Below are 2,096 nucleotides of genomic sequence, written 5' to 3' on the forward strand. Positions count from 1 at the left end.
TTGATCGATAATTCGCCTTCTTTGGGTGTACTAATGATCAACTCTCTTGCTGCGAGCCAGCAGCTCATCGTACCTTGTCAAACAGAGTTTCTTGCGATTAAAGGCTTGGAAAGAATGATGCATACTTTGGGTATGGTTATTCGGTCTCAGAAAAGCAATTTAAGACATCTTATTCTGCCTACCATGTTTGATCGTCGAACACAGGCTTCAACACAAAGCTTGCGTACCATCAAATCGACGTGGGGAGATGATGTCTGGAAGTATGCCGTTCCAGTTGATACGAAGTTCCGAGATGCAAGTATGAAAGGTCTGGTACCATCTATGTACGACGCTGATACTCACGGAGTGAGAGCTTATAAGAAGCTACTGCAGACGCTTAAAGAGCTGACAAGCAATAATGCCTAAGGCTTTATCAGGCTTTAAACTCATACGAGAGATTAATTACACTATCAAATGACTCAGGATAACACTGACAGCAGGACGCCTCACTCTAGCACGGAAGATTTGCTAAATGATTACCTGAGCGATATGTTTGGTAGCGACCCTGTGCCTGTTAGTAAGCCTAATGATAGCTCATGTTCTTCGGCAGAGCATACATCCGAAAACTATCTGAATGAGTCATCTGCTCAAATTTCTGAAAGCGCACACGTCAGTGAGCAAGAAAATATAAGTGCCGATTGTGAGTTTGCTGAAGAAGCCAATCTTACAAATGAAGGTCGGCAAAATCAGGGCGGATCTGTCACTTCACGTAAGCCAAGTCATGTTGATTCGGTAACTAGTGTTACCAGGGTGGCATCAGAGCCACAATGCGCTCAGCCAGTTCTTGGGATTTTGGGTGGTTCCACTGTTAAAACGACTGAAGCTATTTCGCCTGACCTATCTCTTATTCCGACAATTAAAATGGTAAGAGAAGACGATGATCAAAGTTTTCGGTCTCAGTGTGAGGCCCAGATAGTATTATTAACATTTCTCTATTACTTAAGAAAACCGCTTTCACCGCGAGTTCGGCAATGCTTCTTAGACTACTCTGAGCAAGCTATAGATGATTACTACGCTGCTTTTTGGTTAGCGGAGCAGTCTGTAGAGAGTGTGCGATGAGCTCTGAAGATATCGATAAGAAGCACTCTATTCATGGAGGGCGTGAATTCGATCAGGACGAGAATGTCAGCTCATCTGATGCTATGGATGAATACTTCTTTGATATGCTTGGCTCAGTTGCCGATCAGCAACCTTTAAAAGACTTAGATACAATACACAAAAACAAGCTTAGTGACGCGGAATTACACTCTCTAGACTCCGTGAATGTAATGCATACAAGGTCTAAAGAGCCACTTGAAGGCAGAGTAGGATCCAAGTTAAAGCCTAAGGTTATTGCAAAAGCAAATTTTGCAAAAGTGAAGCCGGCTAAGCCTCAATTTGCTGAGCCTGAAAGATCAAAAATTTCACCTCTGATTATACCTGCTGCATTTCCAAAGCTTGCGCCGGTTAAAACCAAGCCGAGTGTTAAAGAGTCATCTGAGCAGAACCTTAAAGTAAAGCAAAAGCTTGAAGTTAAGACCGAGCAAAAGACTGAACAAAAGCTTCAGACTAAGCTAGATAGAAAGACGGCCTTAGCGATTCTGGAGAAGAAAAAGTCAAAGTTGAGCGCGGCTCAGCTTTCCCGCTTGGAAGCGAAGCTTGGTCTTAAAGCCGAGCCCGAGCTTAAAACAAAGGTTAAGCAAGAAGTACTTGTTGAAACTGTCGACAAGCCAAAGGTATCCGTTTCTGCACCTGCACCCCTGAGTGATACCAAGGTAGACGCTAAAGTTCAGGCTAGGGAGGCTGTGACTACTGAAGTTTCTGAAATTGAAAAGATACATGAAAAAAGAACAGCTTTGGTTACGCCTGGTGAGCCTGGACAAGTTGGGCCGCCTTCATGGGCTCAAGATCGCTTCGAGTGTTTGATCTTTTCTGTAGCAGGTTTAAAGCTTGCGGTGCCTTTAGTTTCTCTCGGTGCAATCTATAAAATTGAAAAGGAGCTCACGCCAATTGTCGGCCGGGCAGATTATTTTATGGGCTTGTATAGACATTTGGATAGAAATGTCAGAGTGGTCGAT

2 protein-coding genes and 1 pseudogene are annotated in these 2,096 nt (G+C 43.6%); all 3 read left to right on the top strand.

Going from position 1 to position 2,096, the window contains the following annotated elements:
- The coding region (locus tag A3761_RS24400; RefSeq protein ID WP_156492100.1) for a ParA family protein at nucleotides 1–405 on the top strand (405 nt) is incomplete at its 5' end.
- Between the two features lie 48 nt (nucleotides 406–453).
- Nucleotides 454–1,098 carry a hypothetical protein gene (locus A3761_RS24405; RefSeq protein ID WP_068513734.1) on the top strand — a complete coding sequence of 215 codons (645 nt, stop codon included), beginning with the start codon at nucleotides 454–456 and terminating at the stop codon, nucleotides 1,096–1,098.
- A pseudogene (locus tag A3761_RS24410) lies at nucleotides 1,095–2,096 on the top strand (hypothetical protein); the annotation flags it as partial. The gene A3761_RS24405 and the pseudogene A3761_RS24410, both read left to right, overlap by 4 nt.

Source organism: Oleiphilus sp. HI0123, from assembly GCF_001635315.1.

Coding starts and splice junctions, on each gene's coding strand:
- A3761_RS24405 (WP_068513734.1), top strand. CDS start 454: ATGACTCAGGATAACACTGACAGCAGGACGCCTCACTCTAGCACGGAA.